This is a genomic window from Nitrospira sp. KM1 (assembly GCF_011405515.1).
In the GTDB taxonomy this organism is placed as follows: Bacteria; Nitrospirota; Nitrospiria; order Nitrospirales; family Nitrospiraceae; genus Nitrospira_C.
The window spans coordinates 3,875,443-3,895,594 of the sequence record NZ_AP022671.1 but is presented as its reverse complement, the minus strand read 5'-3'; the positions used below and the strand labels follow the sequence as shown (position 1 = coordinate 3,895,594).

Genomic DNA, 20,152 nt, shown 5'->3' with positions numbered 1-20,152 from the left:
GCCCGGGTTTTCGCACCTGGTTTGGAACCGGTGAAGAAAATTATTCTTTGAGGCTCAAAAAAGAATCACGACGCGATCGGCCAGGTTGGCCGTGCGGAGGGGAAAAGTCTTGGTGAGATGATACAGAATCTTCGAGGGATCATCCAATTTGTAGGTTCCGGTTACGTGCCGGGCACCGATCTCGCGATTCCACAACACGATCGTGCCCGGATAATAGCGTTTGATTTCCTCGACGACATCAGACAGAGGGATGTCGTCGACGATCAACAGACCCTGCAACCATGCCGAGGCTAGGGAAGCATCGACCGGCTTCACCTGCCCTAATCGTCCGCCGTCACTTTCGATCATGTTTCCCGCGACCAGTCGCTCTTTCGAGACGCTGTCGCTGACGTGAGAAGTGACTTCGACGACACCCTCGACGACGGTGACACGGTCGGAACCCTGTCCATGACGGACCACGAACTCGGTGCCGACGGCCCGGGTCGCCGTCTCCCCGCCTTCAACGATGAAGGGACGATTCGGATCATGCTGAACCTGAAAAAACGCTTCGCCTTTCAGCACGCGCACGCGGCGTGCCTTTCCGCTGAAATCCATCGCAATCGCTGTCTGTGTATTCAGCGTGACCAGTGACTGATCCGGCAACCGCACAGTCCGGCGTTCACCGACCGCCGTCTGTTGATCGGCCCGCAGGGTCGTCACGAGATCGAAATACATGGCCCCAAGGAGCAGTACGACAAGACAAGCCGCCATGGCATATATCTGGCGCCGCTGGCGCCACGGCGAGACATGTTGATGATCGAGTGCCCTTTCCGCTTGCGCTACCTCTAGAGCGGCCTGATCCAATTGAGGATCACGCCATACGTGCGAAATTTTTTTATAGGCAGTCGCATGTGTCGGGCTTTGGGATTGCCATTGCTCGAAGGCCTGGCGGTCTTCGGGAGTGGCCTCCCGATCGCTCAGGCGCGCGAGCCATCCGATGGCTTCCTCGCGAATCAGGCGTTGTTCCGGTTTCGAAGGCACCCGGTATTCGCGATTCTCCGGAGACTGCATAGGGTCCCTCGAACGCTTGAGAGGCTTCAACAAGGAGGGCCAGTATATAGTGTGACGAGTTGACACGCCAATATTCTCACTCGTCTTCGTTGTCGGGCGAGTCGAGAGAAGCACAGGTTTGCTCGATCGCACGCCTGATGTGTTTGTCCACGCCGCTAAGCGAAATCTCCATCCGCTGAGCGATTTCACGGTACGAATACCCGTAGACGCGATAGAGCAAGAACGCTTCCTTCGTGCGAGGAGGAAGCCCTTCGATGACACCGATGAATTCCCGGAGCCGTTCTTTCCCGATCAGCACCCGTTCCTGGGAGGGAAGCGGACAGGGATATTCCAGCGCGGCTTCCAAGGGTTCCGGCGCCGTCAGTCCGCTGCGGTTGGCTCTGATGTGATCGATGGCCAGGTTCGTCGCAATTCGATGGAGCAAGGCTCTGGGCTGCTCGACTGATTGGGTATCGGCCAAGCGGACAAGCCGTAGATACGTTTCCTGGACCAGATCGGCCGCAGCGTCGCGCGAATGTACCATGGTGGTCAATCGGCGCATCAGCTCGTCACGGTACTGATGAAAGAGGCTTTCGATATGCGCAAACGACAACGTCATCGGCCCATGCCTTCCGTCACGATCCCGTTCAAAGAAGGCCGACGCTAGCACAAAGAGCCGCGCGGAGGGAATGTTCAGTTTCCGGAATTGTCAGGCACCAGCCCGGTCCGGAACTTTCACTCAACTGGTACCGTTCGCCATACAATCAGCCATCGCAAACCGATCGGTCTGAGTCCGTGCCGCTCAGAACCTCAAGCCGACAGTCGCCAATACAGTGCGCGGTTCGCCGAAGAAAAATTGGTTCGAGCCGTTGTACGAAGTGGCCACATACCGCTGATCGAGCAAGTTGCGCATGTTCACCGCAATATTCAGCATCTTTGCTCCCAGCCAATTTCCTGGCTGCAGTTCGTGATTGTAATACAGCGCTCCGTCGGCCCTGACATAGCCGGGAATCTCAGGGAGCGTGGGATCGAAGATGGTCGCATTGCGTCCGGTATAGGCAAATATTCCTCCTCCCGCTCCAAAGCCTTTCAACGCACCCTCTTGAAAGTAATACGTCGACCAGAGCGTCATCTTATTGTAGGGAACGTTGGAAAGACGCTGGTTCACCAGCGCCGGCGTATTGTCCTTCGTCACTTCCGCATCCGTATAGGCATAGCTCGCAATCACGTTCCACCCCGAGGTCAGCTGCGCGGTCACATCCAATTCAATACCCTGACTGCGTTGCTCGCCGGTCTGTACGGAGAAGCCCTGCACCGCCTGTGCGGGGTCCGGGCTGGGGGTAAGCAGATTCTCACGGGTCAGATGGTACCAGGCGAGGGTGGCCGACACGCGGTTGTCCAGAAAGAAATACTTGGTCCCGATTTCGTATTGCGTGGATCGCTCCGGTTTAAACAGATCGCCGTTCGGGTTGAAGTTCGACGGAGAATTCGGCTGAAACCCCCGGGTCCAGGACGCATACAACGACCATGGCTCGATGGGGCTATACACGACACCGACCCTTGGACTGACGGCGTTGTTGTCGGCCTTCTGGTCCGGTTGTGTTCCGCCAGGGCTGTTATTGGTGCTTTGATGCACATAGTCGAATCGCAGGCCCGCCAACAACTTGAGTTGCGGCAAGATCGTTATCTGATCTTGCGCATAAAACCCGGCAGTCTGGGTATCGCCGGTCAATGAACTCGGCGGATTGGTAAACGGCAGCGGCGGAAGCCCATAGTTCGGAGCGAACAGGTCCAGCGGGGGCGCGGCGTCGAACTGAAATTGGAATTGGTCGACCTTTTCCTGCCGTAATTCGAAGCCGGTCAAAAGCGTGTGGTCCATTTCCAGAAAGCGCAGGTGTCCCACGAGGTTCGTGATCATGGAGTGCGCGTGTCTCCGGTTCACAGCCGGCTGCAAGACCTGAAACCGTTGAAGCGTCCGTTCATCCGGATCGAGAGTGGTGCCGCTGGCGTACAGATTGTTGCGATCATCTTCGGCGATCGTATGCCGATAGGCGTTGCGGATCGACCAGTCGTTGTTGAATTGATGCGTCAGGTCGTAGCCGACACGGTACGAGGTCCGATTGAACGTACTGAACGGGCCAAGCGTGACCGACCGCTCTCTCGGGATGGGACCGTTGATGTTGGGAAGATAGCTGCCTTGGGCCGGAAGTCCGTACGGATCGTTGCTCCAGCGACGCAGATAGTCGGCTTCCACGGTCAATGTCGTACGCGAGCCCATGAGCCACGTGACGGCCGGTGCGATCGCCGCAAGGTCTCGGTTCGCATAGTCGATGAAGCTATGTGCCTTTTGCCCGGCCACATTGAGGCGATACATCACCGTCTTGCTCGCATTGAGCGGTCCGGTCGCGTCGAGTTCAGACCGATAGAAATTGAAATTGCCCAGCGTCACGTTGGCCATATAGGCCGCATTCGGCAACGGCCTGTTCGTCACGAGATTGATCACACCGCCCGGATCACCCTGCCCATACAGCACCGAGGCGGGACCCTTGAGCACTTCGATGCGCCTGATATTGTATGTGTCGGAAGCCGTAAACTGCGCGAACGGATCGATCAGCCCGTTCCGGAAATAACTCCGGTCGGTAGCCGTAAACCCTCGAATGATGAGAGAGTCGTAGAGTGACGCACCTGATTCCGTTGCATTGATACCCGAAATATTCTCCAGCGTATTTTGCAACCTGAACGTGCGCTGTTCCTCGATGACTTTCCTCGTGATGACTTGTATGGACTGCGGCACATCCTTGATGGGCGTATCGGTTCGGGTCGCGGTATTGGCTTCCTCCGCGACATAGGATTTCGTATCGTTATCACGCTCTTTCACGTCTTTGACCATGATCTCCGGCACCTTGACCGGCTTCTGGACCGTGGCAGTCATTCCAGCCGCAGCTCCTGCCGCCGCACCCGCGGCTCCCGCACCCACCATTCCCGGCACGATGCCGGACGAGGAGTCGCGCTCTACAATCACGGTGTCGCCGCCGCTGAACCTGTAGGTAAGCCCGCTTCCTGCAAGCAGCAATTGCAGCGCCTGTTCATTTGTGTAGCTGCCCCTTACATCTGGGGAGACTCTTCCTGCTGCAAGATCGTCGTTAAAGCTCAGCTGCAATCCAGCCGCAAGGGCGAAATCCTTGAGGGCGCCGCTGAGAGGCTGGGAGGGAATGTCGAATTGTTGAACCGTGTTACGTGAATTGACCTCGGCCGCAACAGCCTGCCGACTGTGAGCCGTCGCAAAAAGGACGATCCCCACGCACAGCACCGCGCACATTCCCAACTTTGACCGCAAAACTCCCACTGCCCGACCGACCATGTCCGTTCTCCTTTTGCAGATTGTTCACGTCTCTCACCCACCTAGGACGGATCACGGCGAAACATTGTCCCCCCTCTCCTCGCCGAAAAAGGTTTCGGATAGAGGAGCGGGCATGAACACCGGTGCTCTTCCGACGTAAAAACAACGAAGCTTGTTCAGAATTAGTCGTGCAGGACGATGACGCGGTCGGACATGCGGGTCAGTTCGAGGTGGAGCGATTCTGCGAGAATATTCAGAATCCGAGCGGGATCAGAGACCTTGTAGATGCCGGTGACCGGCACGTGCTGCGCCTTGGAGGACCACAGCAATACATAACCGGGATAATAGCGCTTGACTTCTTCCAGGACATCGGACAGAGCGGTCCGCACGAACACCAGCTGCCCGCGCGACCATGCCACGGCCATTGAGAGGTCGACCGCATGGACGGCGCCCACTCCCTGATCGCCGGCGAATACCTGTTGCCCTTGTTCGAGACGCACCGCCGAATCCGGTGCCCGGTCGCTCGACACGTCCACGAGACCTCTCGTGACGGTGACGGCCACATCATGACCATTGGCCCGTACGGCGAATGCCGTGCCCACGGCCTGAGCGTTTACCGCTCCGCTCTTTACGATGAACGGCTTTCCCGCATCCGGCTGGACCGTGAACAGCGCTTCACCGCGCAGCAGGCGGACGGTCCGGCTTCCGCCGCTGAAGTCGATCGCAATGGCGCTGCCGGTATTGAGCAACGCCGTAGAACGATCCGGAAGCTCGATCATCCGTTGTTCGGCCGTCGCGGTGATGAAATCCGCCTGCCATCTGAACCACATGGCGTCGTGCACGAGCCAGCCGAGACACAAGAGAAGCATGGCCGCCGCTGCTCCCCAACCCCATGCCCATGAGACGCGCAGACCCGGCCGGGGCCGGTACGGAATCTCGGCAAGAGCCGCTTTCGTGTGCAGAGCAGCGGCTTCGAGCTCCGACTCATCCCAAAGCGAAGTGACTTCGCGGAAGGCCTGTTCATGAGCTTGACTTTGCAGACGCCACCGTTCGAATTCCACACGCTCATGCGACGTGACATCCGAGGCGCCCAAGCGCACGAACCAATCGGTCGCCTCCTTCATCAGGAGGCGGGCGCCCTCTGTCTTCGGCGCTGAATAGGCCTTTGGTTCCTGACCCGTCATGGCAGAGCCGACTATACCCCTTCTTCTTGTGACGAACCAGCCGCCGAGGCTGTCCCCGGAGATCATGATAGCTCCGTCAACTTATTCAACAACACCTCCTGACAGTGAGCCAGAGCGCGGTTGATCTCCTTGGCAACCATGCGCTCGGAGAGTCCCAGTCGCGAGGCGATTTCCTCATAGCTATACCCTTCGATACGGCGCAGGATAAAGACCGTGCGGCAGCGCGGCGGCAGTTGATCAAGTGCCTGTTGCAGCAGTTCCATTCTCTGCTTGTCGAAGACCGCCTGTTCGCCGGTAGGAGCGGCACTCGGCACATGCTCGGCATCTTCGAGCGGCGCCTGATACGGCTTGCGAACCTGGTTTTTTCTCAGCTCGTCTATCGCCAGATTGGAGGCGATGCGAAACAGAAAGGCGCGTGGATTATCGGGTTGAGGCGTGAGAGGCAGTTGCGCGACGCGGAGAAATGTCTCCTGCACGAGATCCGCTGCGGTATCCGGACATCCGATACGGCGCAGCAGAAACCGCTGCAGTTCTTGGGCGTATTGACGGAACGCGGCACTCCACGGAGAGGCCGGCAATGGCTCCGCGTATACACCATCCTGCTCGCTCATGGGGCTGGACGTTACCACTGCTTGGGCACGGATGGGAATGTTCAGATTCCGGAAAAGGAACCTCTAGAGGCCTGAGCAAGTCAGCGATTAAACCGTGGCTGGACTCCGGAGCACGACTCAGAAATCGACGGTCGCCGACAGCCAGAATATTCGTGGATCGCTCAATGTCAGTTGGCCGAAAGTGTTACTATCCCAATAACCACTATTGAGAGCGTTGGTCACGTTGGCCCTGATCGTCACTGGCTTTCCGTTCGGTTGGAGGAACATGTAGCGTGCGCCGAGATCCAGTCTTGCCCAACTTGGAATTTCTTGGGTGTTGGCCGCATCTAGAAACATGGAGCTATTGCGAGTGCCACGGGCAAAAACGGTAAATCCAGGAAGGAAGGGTGTATCCCATTCCCCGCCCAGTACTAACCGCCACGTGGGGACCCCTATTCCTCTGTGACCGTCGTTGACCCCGCCTTGCGTCTTGGTCAATTCCGAATCGATATAGGCCGCGCCGCCCAGTAACCGAACCCCCTCTGTCACCTCACCAAAGACATTAAAATCCATGCCGCGATGACGCTGTTCACCATCTACCCCAAAGATGTTGGCTGTTGGATTGACGAAGCCGGTCGGTTGGGCAATCTGATAAAACGCTAAGGTCGTGCCGAAGCGGCCGAAGTCAACCTTGCTGCCGACCTCGTATTGCTTAGCCACGAAAGGCGCAAAGACCTCGCCGGCATTGGCTGCAGTCAGTGGAGCCGTAGGACCTTGCTGCAAACCTTCGATGTAGTTGGCGTAGAGCGATACGTGCTTCCAGGGTTTGACGACCAAACCAACCATAGGTGTGGCCTTGTCTTTTTCGTAATTGGAGGTCCTGACGCCTGTCGTGAAGTTGAATTGCTGTATGTCGATCATCTGAAAACGTGCCCCCGCCGTCAATTGCACCCGTTCATCGAGGATGGAGAGCGTGTCCGCCAACGTGGCGCCCGAAAGCACCGCCTCTTGCAACGGTTTCCCATAATTAGGATCCGGCTGCAATGCCAAATTCGGTGCCGGTCCGAAATTCGGATTGTAGATGTTCGATGCGGGCCGGGGAATCGGGACACTGGCACGCCGCCAGTCCCTGTGAAGAGTGGTGTAGGCCAAGACCATCTGATGCTTCACGGGGCCCGTGGCGAAGCGACCCTGCAGGCCGGTTTCTACTGTCCAGGCGGACGTCCGGTCGGCATTCAAGCTGGCAAAGTTGGCAGCTGACAAATCGCCTTGAGGATTGATGATCGTCCGGTTCACCAAGCTGTAGCGTGTACTCCGTTCGCTGCCGCCTGCGGCAACGAACGCCGACAAGTTGTCGGTCAAGTCATATTCACCGCGCAACGTACCGTAATAGACCGTCGGCTTGCTGAAATCATATGGACCGTCATAGTTGCTCCGGACGTTGGGTGGTTGGGGAACTGGCACTCCTGCCACGACCGTCGTGAAGTCTCGCATGCCCTGTATGTTCTGATACTGATACCCGAGGTCTGCTGCCAGACGAAATTTCTTACCCTGATAATCTAGCCCTAGTGCCATCAACGCAGATTCTCGAGATTGATTGTCAATGGCCGTGTCACCGGTTCGGTAGACACCGTTGAGGCGAACGCCGAACTGCTTCTCCGAACCATAACGCCTGGAGAGGTCGGCATGTCCTCCGAACTGCGTGCTTGAAATATAAGTGCCGGTGAATTGGGTCAGGGGTTCGAGCCCAGCACGCTTCGGCACCAAATTGATCATGCCCCCGATACTGCCGCCCGGAGCGACTCCGCTGAGTAAAGCCGACGGCCCCTTCAGCACTTCAACGCGTTCGATCGATTCAGCCATCATGGAGTTGAAGAATGAAGGTGCGACGCCGTACAGGCCATTGAAGAGAATGTCCTGGTTATTAACGGCAAATCCGCGGATGCTGAAGTCGTCCGCGCCGGTGGATTCAGAGGCGCTCGCGCGCGCCGTCGGATCGTTATTGAGGACATCGGCCATATAGCGAATCTGCTGGTTCTGAATCACTTTCGAAGTGTAATTGGTTTGGTTAAACGGCGTGTCCATGATGTCGCGGTTCCCTAAGACACCGAGCCTACCGCCGGTAGCGACATCCCCTCCCGGATATTCCGGCGGCAATTCCTCACGATGTTTCACATCCTTTACGACGATCTCGGGCACTTTGATCGGCTTCTGGCCGGCCATGCCGCCGGAAGAGTCGCCGTTGGAGGCAGCGGCTGCTCCTGCCGCGGCACCAGCGGCCGCAGCTCCCATCACGCCCGGCACGATGCCGGACGAGGAATCGCGCTCGACGATGACCGTGTCAGGGCTGGTGAAACGGTAGGTCAGTCCTGTTCCCTGCAGCAAGTGCTGCAAGGCGTCCTGCGGTACATAATTCCCCTGCATCGACTCTGACGTCACGCCGGACGCGAGCGCAGAATCCACAGTCACTTGAAGACCCGATTGGAGACCGAACGTCGCCAAGGCGTCCTCCAAGGGTTGAGCGGGAATATCGAACGGTCGTGCCACGTTGGCTTGAGCGACTAGCGTCTGCTTTGCCGTTGCGTGAGTCGTCGCGTTCGGTGCAGCCAAGCCCGGTACGACCATGCTCATCGACACCGCACAGAGCAGGCCCAATCTTCTCATCATTGTCCCGGCAAGCCGCCGGTGCGTTCGTATGGACACGTTCATGTGCGCTCCTTGTTTGAATCCTTCACGGCGCTCACTCCACCGTGCAGCTCTCAATTCAAGCGACGAACGAGCGCGGAACTTTTTCAGAGGTGTTTGATAGAACGCACAAACTTTTTGGGAGTCTGACCTACGAAGCGGAGACAATGATGAGATACGGCGTCACTTCTCTGACCACGGCCCGATGTGGTTGGACCACGGCTCGCAGCGCCTCGATCGGCTGACGGAGATCATAGACACCGCTGACAAGACGGCTTTTCAGACGAGGATCCGTCACGAGTATCACACCACGATGATAACGTTCGAGTTCGCCGATCACGTCACTAATAGACCGGCTTTTCACGATCAGTCTGCCCAGGCGCCAGGCGGCCACTTGCGAGGGTTGGCCATGTCCTTGGGCAGTGACGCCGCGACCCCGTTCGACCCTGATCCAGTCTCCAACCTCCAGCGACTGCTCTACTGAAGGACCCTCACCGGTACGGTCGACGCGCACGTTTCCTTGCTCGACCGCGACGGATGCCGTTTGCGAACCGAGATTGACGTCGAATGCCGTGCCGAGGACCGTGGTCGTCCATTCGGACGCTTTGACCTGAAACGGCCGTGACGAATCCGGCTTGACCTCGAAGAATGCTTCCCCCTTGAGCAACTCGACTCCCCTCGTCATCGGATCGTGAATTACGCGAACGGCCGTATCCGCAGCCAGATGCATGATGCTGCCGTCGCTGAGCGTCACTTGAGCTGATTCCCCGATTCCCGTGCGATGATCGGCGTGCCAGTAGATTCGAATATTGGGAAGCGCAAAGAACAAACAGGCCGCCAGGCCCGCTGCCAGGGCTGCCGGCCGCCAATAGCGAATATGCCGGCTGCTTCGTCTGTTCGCTCGATCGGGCACGACGGCGGGTGAATCGATTTGAATCGATGAAGCCGGCCTCGGCGCCCATGCATCGGCATGCGCAGGAGGCGTCTCGCCGATCAGCTTCCACAGTCGCCATGCGTCGGCCCAGGCTTTTCCGTTGGCCTCGTTAATAGTCAGCCATACCTCGAACCGCTCACGTATGTCGTGATCGTCCGGCCGATCGTGAAGCGCAATGAGCCAATCCAACGCCTGCCGGGACGTTTCTTCTTCAGTCATCTCAATAAGAATGATGTCGCCCTTTCACGTCAAAAGCGATTCGCCTCATACTGTATCGACGAACATGTCCCCGCTGTTTTCATTCTGGCTACCGATCAGGGTTTTTCGTCCGTAGCCGCGCCTGACAATGGATCAAGGCTTTGTGGATCAATCCATGAGCCAGAGCCGGAGAAATTTCCAACCTTCGGCCGATCTCCTCCAATGTCATCCCGCCGAACCGGTGCATCTCCAGCGCCTGGCGTGTCCGGTCGGGAAGCTCCGCCAGCGCCTCCAGCACCAACGCCAACTCCTGCCGATGACTCGCGGTTTCTTCCGGCGTCGCGCGGTCTTCGGCCACGGCCGGCGGGTCCTCTACGATATCGACATGCCGCCGCTCCAATGCGAGGCGCCGAGCCCAATCCACAGCCAGATTGCGGACGATGCGAAAAAGATATCCAACGGGTGTCGTGACATCCGGACGCTCACTCGGCCTGTGAAAACGTAAATAGGCTTCCTGCACGACGTCCTCGGCCATCATACGGCAGCCAACGATACCGGCTGCATAGTTGATCAGCTCGCCCCGATGATTGAGATAGAGCTCAAGCTTCTGCTGCTCGTCGTCCATTGAATCGTTCCTAAGATAAAAGACGGGTCCTAGTCTTTCAAGGTCAAATCGCCGGCGCCTGCACAGATACGCAAGGACCGCTTGAGGATGGGGAGTCTATCCAGAAGCCTGGTCAGAAGACCATGTTCGGTTTCCGGATTTTTACCTTCCAGCTTGGGTCTCGAGAAATCGATCATGAATCCGCAACGGAAGCCCATTATTAAGAGACGAACGAGCCGGAATAATTTTCACTGAGAGAAGGACACACAAATGAACAGGTCGTTGCCCGTCCCACCTGTGATCTCTTCTTAGTGGGCGAGGGATATGCCTAGCCAGCGTGAACGAATCTGGACGAAGCACGCGCGCGAATTGTCGGGCTGTGGTGGAGGGGGCCGTTGAACCGGGAGAGAACTGGTCTCTACCACCTGTATCGGACCGTGGCGATGACCATGCGCTCAAAGCCACGATAACAGCCCCCCGAACAGGTAGCGAGATAATCAGTATTGAGCAGATTGCTCGCATTCAGCGCGTAATACCATGGGCCGCGGCTGTAATGCACAGCGGCGTCGACCAGAGTATAGGACGGCATAATCGAAAGATTTTCCAGATCGTTGTATCGTGAGCCGATGTACCGGACCCCCGCGCCGCCTCCGAATCCAGTCAGCAGGCCTTGTTGCAAAGTGTAATCAAGCCACCCCGACGCCATGTGTTTTGGCACGATGACCGGCCGCTTCCCAAGATCGACATCATTGCTTTCGGTCACCTGCATGTCGTTGAACGTATACGCGAGCGTCAGATCCAACCCTTCCGCCAGCGAAGCCTTGGCCTCCGTTTCGATACCGCGTGACCGGATTCGTCCGGTCTCCCGCGAGAAGAGCGGCGTCGTCGGGTCCTGCGTTAAGACATTGGTCTTGGTCAGGTCGTAGAACGCGACGATGAACAAAGCCGGGAACGACGACAGCCGGTACTTCATGCCGGCTTCGTATTGCTTCCCACGCGTCGGATCGAACGGCTTACCGTTCACATCCGTACCGATTTGCGGCAAGAAGGACTCGGTATAGCTGACATACGGCGCCAACCCGAAGTCGGTCAGGTAGGTCAGTCCCGCCCGGTACGTGAACGCATTGTTCCGCTGTGTCTGTTCGGTTGCGGTCAACCGATCGTCCGAATCGACCGACGTTCGATCGTGCCGAAGCCCCAATGTGAGCAACCAGTGCCGGTCGATCTTCATCTGTTCCTGCAAATAGAAGCCGAGTTGTTGCACGTTTTGTTTGATGTTCATGACGGGTGTGGTCGGAGTCGGAATCACCTGCCCATAGAACGGCACCAGGAGGTCCAGGCTCGGCGCCGCGTCTTGGTATTGCTGGGTGGTGGCATCGGCCCGCCACCAATCGACGCCTGCCATTGTCGTGTGCTCAGTGATGCCAAAGTCATACTTGGCGATCAACTGCGTATCGAGCGCGTATTGTTGAAGACGATCATTGAAGTTCGCGGCAGATCGAAGGATCGTCCTGCCGTCCGCATCCAAATCATCGCCATCGAGGCGGTGATACACCACGTTGACCTGCCCGTGCCGCATATGCTGCCGTAATGTCCAGACGGAGTCGAAGCGGTGTTCGAACCGGTACCCGGCCGTGTATTGATCCTGATTGAACTTGCTGTAACTCGGGTCTCCCGTCAGAAATCGCAGGTTGGTCGTATAATCCGGCGGTGTGCCGCTAAAGCTGAACCCGGGAGTGCGATTGATCAGGACATCGCCCAGCACGGTGAGAGAAGTCTTGTTCGTGACGTTCCAGGTCACGGACGGCGCAATATAGAGGCGCCGATTTTCAACCGTACTGCTGCTGCTATATCTATCTTGCGTGTCCGTATCCAACCCGACGCCGACAAAACGGTACAACAACGATCCGCTGTCGGTCGCAGCTCCCCCCACGTCCAAGGCGAGCTGCTTCTGATCGAAATTGCCAAGTCGCAATCGGACCTCACGCGGAGCATCGAGACTGGGCAGCTTGCTGACTCGATTGATGACGCCGCCCGCATCACCTTGCCCGAACAGCATCGATGAGGGTCCGCGCAAGACCTCCACTCGCTCCAAACCGAAGGCCTCCGTTCTAAAAAATGTGAAATTCCTCCCCACCTGGCGAAGGCCGTCTCGGTAGTCGTTGGTTGCCAACGCGTCGAAGCCGCGCATGAAAAACCAGTCAAAGCCTCGACTATCGAACCCGAACCCTTCGGCTTGAACGCCCGGCGTATAGCGCACGGCATCGGCCACGCTCGTCACGGCACGTGCATCCATCTCCTTGCGGGTAATGATCGAAATCGATTGCGGCACTTCGGTGATCGGTGTCTCGGTCTTGGTCCCGGTCGTGCTCTCTGATGGCGCATACGTCGAGTAGTCGTCGCGTGCTCGCACATCCTTGACCAGAATTTCTGGTACCTTGACGGGTTTTTGATTTGCCGCGCGGGACGTGTCGCCAGGCAGTTCCGACGAAGGAGATCCCGGGGTGGCAGCAGGAACAGGAGCTTTGATCACCGTCATGGCGCCGCTGCCGGTCAAGAGATAGGTCAGACCGGTCCCTGCCAGAATGGCGGATAATGCGGCCGCTGGCGTATGCTCACCACTGACCCCCTGGCTTTGCAGGCCTTGTGTCAGCGACGCATCAACCATCAATTCCTGATTGGTCGCTTCGGAAAATTGGAGCAAGGCTGAGGAAAGCGACTGTGGAGGAATCTCAAACGACCGAGGCGATTGATCGGAAAGCGGTTCTGCAAACGCCGCGGCAATCCAGATCATCATGAGGACGGTAAATCCCCAGATGGCCGGCCATCTCATTGAAGCAATTCGTATCCCGTTCTTCGACCCTCTCAGACCTGCAACATTGTTCACTACCAACCTCCCGTTCGCCCTGTTGTGACACTTGGACATCACATCCTGAGACGGATGGGCGTGATGGGAGGTCTAGTTCGGTGAAAATATTTTTTCTGAATTAGCAGTGTGTTGACAAACTACGTGATGACCTCGGAAATGGAGTCGCGTCTGAGGTCACGGGCATCATTAGCATGCCTTGCAGGCTGTTCAGAAAGGTCGTTTCTTACCCGTCCGCCCACCGACTGTGAGAACAGTCGTTTTCCCAGGTCTCACCCGCCCGCCCCGAGCGGTCCAAGCTGCTCTTACCCGGGCTGTACGTTGAGCCTCTGAGGTTCACGCCGTGCCGAATAAGGCACGGCACGCCTGTGAACGCCGCCAACATAGTGAGGCGGCAGTGTCCCGCGAGAACAAAGCTTGGTGAAGACGCGTCTCGGCGCGTCCGGGCGGGTGGGTGATATGAGCGACTTTGTCAACAGCCTGTTAGGAGACTGCGAAAAAACCCTGTGGGTACGCCGGAATTGCACTGGCCGAGACGTCTGGAATAACAGGCGTACGCCATGCAGGATGCTCAAAAAGGCCGTCCAGCAAGGCCGCAGCGAGCGAAGAGGCGAGGCATACGCTTCGGTACGTTGAGCCTCTGAGCGAAGTGAGAACGCCGCTGGCGGACTTTTTCAGCATCCTGTTAGTGAAAGGTGGTGCCGCGGGACAGCAGTACGACTCGATCCGTAATACGGAGAGACGAGACCGGAAGGGTTTCCTCAATCATGCGAAGGGCTCGATCCGGATGACCCGTATCGACCGAGGCCGTGATCGACAGCCGCTTGAGCGTGCTATCTCGGACGATGATCCAGCCGCTTCGGTAACGATTCAAATCTTCGATGACATCCTCCAGCGGCTGATTCTCAAAAACGAGCCGCTGCCGTTTCCATGCCAATTCGCGGCGGGTATCCGCTGCTTCCGCAGTTCCGATGCGACCCGTGTCGTCGTAGCGGACGCGATTTCCGGCTTCGAGACGCAGTCCATTCGACGGATCGGCGGTCGTCGCCACCCGCACGGCATGCTCTGAAACCATGACCATCACGTGATCGGCGTATCGATGCACATTGAACGCCGTACCGAGGGCGTTGATGCTTCCCCACCCTGCCTCGACTTCAAAAGGCCGTGCCGCATCCGGCGCCACCTGGAAAAATGCTTCGCCCTCATGAAGCGTGACCTTACGAAAGCCGGCATCGAAAGCGACGGAAAGCGCAGTCCGCGGTCCAAGATCGACCCGCGTGCCGTCATCCAATGTGATAGAGCGCAATTCCCCGGTGGCAGTGCGATAATCCGCCGTCATATGGAATGCACCGGCGACCCACCAAACTCCAAGCACCAACACTATAGAAGCGGCGACGAGAGCAAGTCGCCTGCCGCTGATCGTCCGACCATGTTTTCTCAGGAGACGGGTAGTGGATGAAGATTCTACCGGCACAGTCTCTGAGGGGTTGCGAACCGGCACCTCGACATACTGATCGAGCTGCCGGGCATCCTCAGGTGGAATGCGATCCAACGCCCCCCAGAATCGGGCCACGTCCTGATACGCCCGTTCATGTAAGGGATCGGTTGCCAGCCATTCGGTGAATCGGGCCGTATCGTCCGCGCTCATCTCTTCCGCAGACAAGGCAATCCAGTACGATGCCTCGCTCGAGGCCTCACGCCATCGGTCTTGTTCGGTTTCGTTCGTGATCACAGCCATGGCACCGTATCAGAGCATGGGCTCATGTGAAGGTTCATATTATATGACGCATGGCGGCTGCATGAGAACCGGTCGAACATCATTGCTACAGGTCTCCCTCGACCCTGCGTTTGCAATAGTCCAACGCCTTCACCATGTGTTTGACCACCGTGCTTCTTGAAATGTCGAGACGCTCGGCAATGTCGGCATAACTCAAGTGCTTGAATTTATGCAAGATGAAGACTTCCCGGCATTTTGGCGGCAGTTCGCCGACCGCCTGTATCAACAGGTCGACCTGCTGCTTCCCGAAGACCACGGCCTCAGCCGTCGGGCGATGGTCCGCGGTTTCAAGCGGCATCTCCCCGTCAATGTCACAGGTGGTTCGGTAGCTCGCTTTGCGTTGGTGGTCGATGGCCAGATTGGCCGCCATCCTGAAGAAGAACGCGCGAGGATTCGCGATCTGTTCAGACGGCGCGATTCGAGTGATGCGGAGATACGTCTCGTGAACAAGTTCGGCCGCGAGATCTTTGCAGCCTAACTTACGCGTAAGAAAGCGAGCCAGCTCGTCATAGCAACCGAGAAACGGATCGAGCAGCGGATGGTCGGCTGAATTGCCCATCGAATCCGATTCCTACCAGCTCCGGTGGGCAAAAGACCATGTTCAGTTTCCGGAAATTGCCGCGCTCTAGAGAATCGGTCAGCTCAAGTAACTTGGCAATGTAGGCCTTCAGATCAAAATCTCAGCCCCACCGTGGCCAGCACGGTACGGGGCTCCGCAAAGTAAAATAAAGTCGTAGTGTTCCCAGCAGCCTCCACATATCGTTGATCGAGTAGATTTCTGAAATTTAGCGCAATATTGACTTCCTTAGCTCCTAGCCAATTCCCGACCTGAAGGTCGTGATTGTAGTACAGTGCCGCATCTGCCCGTACATACCCTGGTATTTCAACTTGCCCTGGCCCAAAGATCGAAGCATTGCGACTTGTATACCCATATACGCCTCCGCCAAGACCGAAACCCTTTAGGACTCCCTCTTGAAAGTGATACGTCGACCAAAGGGTCGCTTTATTATAGGGCACCAGTGCTAGCCTCTTGTTAATTAGGGTTGGATTATTGTCGGCTGTCACCTCTGCATCCGTATATGCATAGCTCGCTATTATGTTCCAACCGGCGGCTAAACTCGCTGTAACGTCAAATTCAATACCTTGACTTCGCTGCTCTCCGGTTTGAACTTGGAAACCCGGTATAAATGGGTCAGGCGTCAGCAAGTTTTCTCTTGTTAAGTGGAACCAAGCCAAATTTGTTGAAAGACGATTTTGAAAGAAAAATGTTTTCATCCCGATCTCATACAATGTGGACCGCTCTGGATCGAATAGCTTTCCGCCGGGATTGAAATTGCCTGGAGAATTCGGCAGGTACCCTCTCATCCAGGTCGTATATAGCGAAACAGGTTCGACTGGCTGATACACGAGTCCAAGTCTCGGACTAACCCCTGTACTGTCCGATGTCTGTTCGGAAGGATTCGATGCAACCGCACCTGATGTCGAAGACTGATACACATAGTCGAATCGTACCCCCCCGATGAACTTGAGATTCGACAACAGCGCGATCTGGTCCTGGATATACACTCCTACGAGCTTAAGATCCCCTGCAAAGAGATTATTCGTAGTGACGGGCGCACTTAACGGATTCACCCCGTAGCTTGGGGCAAAGAGGTCAAGGTTCAGAAGACTCGGATCTGAAGCGGGACTCCGGCGGTTCGTTATCTGTACAGGATTTTGCCGGACTTGCCTCAGTTCAACCCCAGTCAAGAGCGTGTGGTCAGTTTCGAGCAGTTTGAAATGCCCTACGAGATTGGTCACCATGCTGTGTAGATGTTGCCGATTGAGACTAGATTCCACTCCCGTACCTACACCTCGAGTGAGAGTACGCTGGTCTGCTAACAAAGCCAGCCCAAATCCTGCGATTTGATCACTTTCCAGAATGGAATATTGATATGCGTTCCGAACTGACCAATTGTTGTTGAATTGATGAGTGAGATCATACCCCGCTCGATAGGTGGTCCGATTGTTCTTATCGAAATCGCCGAAGCCTGTAAAACGATTTCTTGGAATTTCTCCATTAATGTTTGGTCGGACAGAACCTTCTACTGGTACGCCAAGCGCTGCCAGATTGTTGTACCAGCGCTTAATGTATTCGGCCTGTACCGTTAGGGTAGTTTTGTGACTCATGAGCCATGTGATTGATGGCGCGAAGGCCATCAAGTCACGGTTGGCGAAATCGACGAAACTGTTAGCTTTCTGCCCCGCAACATCTAATCGCCATAAGAGTGTCCTGTCAGCGTTGAGCGGACCTGTCCCATGGATCTCTGACCGGTAGAAATTAAAATTCCCCAACGTGACGTTGCCAGCATACGCAGGGTCAGGCAGCGGCTTGCTCGTTACGATATTGATAATTCCTCCTGGATCCCCCAAGCCATAAAGCACCGCCGATGGCCCCTTTAACACTTCGAGACGTTGGATATTGTAAGTATCCGAACCTGACTGCGCATTGAACTGATCAAATAGACCATTCCGGAAGAAATTATTATTGTTCGCTTGAAAACCGCGAATAATAATATTGTCGAATTGCTGAGTGACTGGGAAAGAAGGTGTGATTCCGCTGACGTTTTGCAATGCTTCCTGTAGTCGAAAAGCCCGCTGCTCTTCAATGATTTTTCTCGTGACCACTTGAATGGACTGCGGGATATCGCGAACTGGGGTATCGGTTCGTGTGGCCGTGCTCGCCTCTTCGGCCACATACGATTTTGTGTCGTTGTCACGCTCTCGCACTTCTTTCACGAGAATCTCTGGCACCTTGACCGGCTTCTGTCCGGTCTGTGAGCTCATGCCGGCTCCGGATGAAGTCCCTTCTGTTGCGACGACCGGGGGTACGATCACCGCAGAACCTTCGGCCTGCTGCAACGTCACGGTTCGGTCGTTGGCGAAGCGATAATCAAGTCCGGTCCCCACAAGCAACAACTTGAGCGCCTGGTCTACGGTGTAGCTCCCGGAGATGCCGGCCGTCGTACGGCCATCGGCAAGTTTTGTGTCATAGACAAGTTGCAGACTGGTTTCGTCGGCGAAGCGGTTCAGAGCCGGTGCCAGAGAGCCGGCTGGAATATCGAATTGCCGTACCGATTGATCCTGCGCCCAAGCCAGTCCCGAAAGACAACCCATCGTGATGATCCACGTGAACAGCGTGTACAACGGAATTCGGAACGCATGTACACAAGATCTGCCCCACACTCGCCATCGCACACACAAGTCCATCACAGCCCCTTCCATGCCGTTCCTCCTCCTGTGCCTGTTCGCTAGCTAACGTGGCCGGCCTGCATTCGAATGACCGGCTTATATCTTTTGACGCCGGTGCAGCCCAAAAAAGGATGCCGAGTTACAACTTTTTTTGGAGGTACGGGAAACTGACGAGGACCTACCGATGCAAGAAGATGAAGTAGTCCGTCAAATGCGTAGAGCTGATCTGCAGCGTTTCTTCCAAAGCTGTAATGACTTGTATGGGGTCGGCGGTCTGAAACACGCCGTTGACTCGCATATTTCGCAGACCGGGATCGACGATCACGATCTTTCCTCGATGGTAGCGGTTCAACTGGTCGATGACCGTCCCGAGCGTCTCCCCTTCGAAGATGATCTTGCCCCGGCGCCAGGCCACGGCAGCTCGAAGATCCGCTTCGCGAATGTGACTCAAGCCCTGCGACGGCTCATAGGAGATCTGTTGACCCGGTTCCAATGTCACGTTCGACTGACCATCGGCGCTCGACGTCGCCACCGCCACACGATGATCCAGTACGGTCACCGATACATGGCTGCCTTCGCGGTGTACAAAAAACTGCGTTCCCAGCGCCGTGGCCCTGAGACCTCCCGCCTCGACACGGAATGGCCGTGACGCGTCCGGCGCGACGTCGAACACGGCATCGCCCTTGATCAAGGTGAGGTGGCGCCCCCCGGGTGTAAAATCAGCCGAGAGCGCCGAAGAGGTGTTCATATGAACGATCGAGCCATCGGCAAGCGTCACGGTCTTTTGCTCGCCGACGGATGTCCGGTAGTCGGCCGTCATGACCGGCCATTCGCCGGCCAGCCAGAACAGGCACAATCCGACCGATGCGGCTACGGCAGCACCACTTGCCCAGCGTGAGAAGGAGCGGCCGCGCCTGTCGGCTGCCAGCGACAGACGCGCGGACGAAGTGCTTGCCGGAAGTGATGACCTGTTCTCCGGCAACCGATCGAAGCTGCTCCAGAGATCGGTCATTTCCTGGAACATCTGCCGGTGCTTCGGACTCTGTGCTTGCCACGCATCGAACGCACGCTGCTCATCCGGGTTCAGCGGTCCCGCATCCAGCCGCACGAACCACTGCGCCGCCTCATCGGCAAACTCGGTGTCTTTCCGGTCGTCGCTCACGATCATGAGCCGCTCAGTTCCTGGACACGTTGACGGCAATACAATAAAGCCTTCCTCAGGTGCTTTTCCACCATGCTGCGAGAGATGCCCAGATGCTCCGCAATCGCGTCCTGCTCCATCGAGTGATATTTTCTGAGTTCGAAGACTTCGCGGCAGCGCGGCGGCAACTCGTTCACCGCCTGCTGAAGCATCGCCATTCGCCGCTGTTCGTCGAGATGGACTTCGATATTGGGACGCTCGTCCGCGATATTCTCAGGGACAGACTCATCGCTGATGTGAGATGCGCGGCGCAGCAAGCCACGGCGATGATCCTTGGCGAGATTGTGCACGATGCGATAGAGGTAGGCCAACGGATTGTCGATGGACGCCTTTGTCCCGACATTTCGAACACGGATATAGGCTTCATGCACCAGCTCCGCCGCCAACGTCGGACAGCCGAGCTTGCGCGTCAGGAAAGCCGTGAGTTCGCTGTAGTGCCGCTCGATCGTGGCCGGCAACGGCAATGAGTGCTGATCGTCCATGGGCGCTGCAATCCACTGGTGTGCGGATCGA

At 56.8% G+C, this 20,152-nt stretch carries 14 protein-coding genes; all 14 read right to left on the bottom strand.

Features of this window, described 5'->3' with window-relative positions; all coding sequences use genetic code 11:
• Positions 1–54 precede the first annotated feature (54 nt).
• On the bottom strand, positions 55–1,050 hold the full coding sequence (locus W02_RS18330; protein WP_173050356.1) for a FecR family protein: 996 nt from the start codon (positions 1,048–1,050) through the stop codon (positions 55–57).
• 76 nt (positions 1,051–1,126) lie between these two features.
• Positions 1,127–1,648 (bottom strand): RNA polymerase sigma factor, encoded by a 522-nt coding sequence (locus tag W02_RS18325; protein WP_173050354.1) that lies wholly within the window; start codon positions 1,646–1,648, stop codon positions 1,127–1,129.
• A gap of 183 nt (positions 1,649–1,831) precedes the next feature.
• The gene (locus W02_RS18320) at positions 1,832–4,390 is read right to left on the bottom strand and encodes a TonB-dependent receptor (protein WP_173050352.1); all 2,559 of its coding nucleotides are present in this window, start codon (positions 4,388–4,390) and stop codon (positions 1,832–1,834) included.
• Positions 4,391–4,551: 161 nt separating this feature from the next.
• Entirely contained in the window at positions 4,552–5,619 is a 1,068-nt protein-coding gene (locus tag W02_RS18315) for a FecR family protein (protein ID WP_173050350.1), read from the bottom strand.
• A complete protein-coding gene (locus tag W02_RS18310) occupies positions 5,616–6,164 on the bottom strand; it encodes an RNA polymerase sigma factor (RefSeq protein ID WP_173050348.1) in 549 nt (182 codons plus the stop codon). Before W02_RS18310 ends, W02_RS18315 begins: the two co-directional genes overlap by 4 nt.
• 117 nt (positions 6,165–6,281) lie before the next feature.
• On the bottom strand, positions 6,282–8,852 hold the full coding sequence (locus tag W02_RS18305) for a TonB-dependent receptor (RefSeq protein WP_173050346.1): 2,571 nt from the start codon (positions 8,850–8,852) through the stop codon (positions 6,282–6,284).
• A 127-nt stretch (positions 8,853–8,979) separates the two neighbouring features.
• Positions 8,980–9,981 (bottom strand): FecR domain-containing protein, encoded by a 1,002-nt coding sequence (locus tag W02_RS18300; RefSeq protein ID WP_173050344.1) that lies wholly within the window; start codon positions 9,979–9,981, stop codon positions 8,980–8,982.
• Between the two features lie 88 nt (positions 9,982–10,069).
• Complete coding sequence (locus tag W02_RS18295; RefSeq protein WP_173050341.1) at positions 10,070–10,585, bottom strand: sigma-70 family RNA polymerase sigma factor; 516 nt, start codon at positions 10,583–10,585, stop codon at positions 10,070–10,072.
• Positions 10,586–10,982: 397 nt separating this feature from the next.
• A complete protein-coding gene (locus W02_RS18290) occupies positions 10,983–13,451 on the bottom strand; it encodes a TonB-dependent siderophore receptor (protein WP_173050339.1) in 2,469 nt (822 codons plus the stop codon).
• Between the two features lie 664 nt (positions 13,452–14,115).
• The gene (locus W02_RS18285) at positions 14,116–15,168 is read right to left on the bottom strand and encodes a FecR family protein (RefSeq protein ID WP_173050337.1); all 1,053 of its coding nucleotides are present in this window, start codon (positions 15,166–15,168) and stop codon (positions 14,116–14,118) included.
• Between the two features lie 85 nt (positions 15,169–15,253).
• On the bottom strand, positions 15,254–15,766 hold the full coding sequence (locus W02_RS18280; RefSeq protein ID WP_173050335.1) for a sigma-70 family RNA polymerase sigma factor: 513 nt from the start codon (positions 15,764–15,766) through the stop codon (positions 15,254–15,256).
• Positions 15,767–15,879: 113 nt separating this feature from the next.
• Complete coding sequence (locus W02_RS18275; protein ID WP_173050333.1) at positions 15,880–18,363, bottom strand: TonB-dependent receptor; 2,484 nt, start codon at positions 18,361–18,363, stop codon at positions 15,880–15,882.
• A 253-nt stretch (positions 18,364–18,616) separates the two neighbouring features.
• Positions 18,617–19,606, bottom strand: coding sequence for a FecR family protein (locus W02_RS18270; RefSeq protein ID WP_173050331.1), 990 nt, complete (start codon positions 19,604–19,606; stop codon positions 18,617–18,619).
• Positions 19,603–20,121, bottom strand: a complete 519-nt coding sequence (locus W02_RS18265) for a sigma-70 family RNA polymerase sigma factor (protein WP_173050329.1) — start codon at positions 20,119–20,121, stop codon at positions 19,603–19,605. The genes W02_RS18270 and W02_RS18265 overlap by 4 nt, the downstream gene beginning before the upstream one ends.
• Positions 20,122–20,152 lie beyond the last annotated feature (31 nt).

Bases quoted from the DNA above. Each gene is read 5' to 3' on its own strand.
- W02_RS18275 (WP_173050333.1), bottom strand. From the start codon at position 18,363: ATGGGTTGTCTTTCGGGACTGGCTTGGGCGCAGGATCAATCGGTACGG.
- W02_RS18280 (WP_173050335.1), bottom strand. From the start codon at position 15,766: ATGGGCAATTCAGCCGACCATCCGCTGCTCGATCCGTTTCTCGGTTGC.
- W02_RS18320 (WP_173050352.1), bottom strand. From the start codon at position 4,390: ATGGTCGGTCGGGCAGTGGGAGTTTTGCGGTCAAAGTTGGGAATGTGC.
- W02_RS18300 (WP_173050344.1), bottom strand. From the start codon at position 9,981: ATGACTGAAGAAGAAACGTCCCGGCAGGCGTTGGATTGGCTCATTGCG.
- W02_RS18305 (WP_173050346.1), bottom strand. From the start codon at position 8,852: ATGAACGTGTCCATACGAACGCACCGGCGGCTTGCCGGGACAATGATG.
- W02_RS18265 (WP_173050329.1), bottom strand. From the start codon at position 20,121: ATGGACGATCAGCACTCATTGCCGTTGCCGGCCACGATCGAGCGGCAC.
- W02_RS18270 (WP_173050331.1), bottom strand. From the start codon at position 19,606: ATGATCGTGAGCGACGACCGGAAAGACACCGAGTTTGCCGATGAGGCG.
- W02_RS18315 (WP_173050350.1), bottom strand. From the start codon at position 5,619: ATGATCTCCGGGGACAGCCTCGGCGGCTGGTTCGTCACAAGAAGAAGG.
- W02_RS18330 (WP_173050356.1), bottom strand. From the start codon at position 1,050: ATGCAGTCTCCGGAGAATCGCGAATACCGGGTGCCTTCGAAACCGGAA.
- W02_RS18295 (WP_173050341.1), bottom strand. From the start codon at position 10,585: ATGGACGACGAGCAGCAGAAGCTTGAGCTCTATCTCAATCATCGGGGC.
- W02_RS18325 (WP_173050354.1), bottom strand. From the start codon at position 1,648: ATGACGTTGTCGTTTGCGCATATCGAAAGCCTCTTTCATCAGTACCGT.
- W02_RS18285 (WP_173050337.1), bottom strand. From the start codon at position 15,168: ATGGCTGTGATCACGAACGAAACCGAACAAGACCGATGGCGTGAGGCC.
- W02_RS18310 (WP_173050348.1), bottom strand. From the start codon at position 6,164: ATGAGCGAGCAGGATGGTGTATACGCGGAGCCATTGCCGGCCTCTCCG.